Here is a 255-nt window from a genome sequence, read left to right on the forward strand (position 1 = left end):
TAGGCTACAAAGCTTGTCAACAGGGTATTGAGACTCGATTTTGGCGAGTTAGTGACCTTGTCTTAGAACTTGAACGAGCATGGAAAAACAATCAATTAGAGCGGTTTAAAAAACGATTTAATCGAGTACAGTTGGTTATATTAGATGAAATGGGTTACGTCCCATTTAACAAGAATGGTTCTGAATTACTCTTTCAATTAATTAGTGATTGGTATGAAACTAAAAGTGTTGTAATTACTTCAAACCTTGAGTTTA

General features: G+C 34.1%; 1 protein-coding gene. It reads left to right on the forward strand.

What is annotated here, in order from left to right; all coding sequences use genetic code 11:
- Positions 1-255, forward strand: a 255-nt coding sequence (locus ACEN33_RS12595; protein ID WP_407095226.1) for an ATP-binding protein, incomplete at both ends; no start/stop codon positions are given.

The sequence above is a fragment of the Ruoffia sp. FAM 24228 genome, from assembly GCF_045528575.1.
Lineage (GTDB): Bacteria > Bacillota > Bacilli > Lactobacillales > Aerococcaceae > Ruoffia > Ruoffia halotolerans.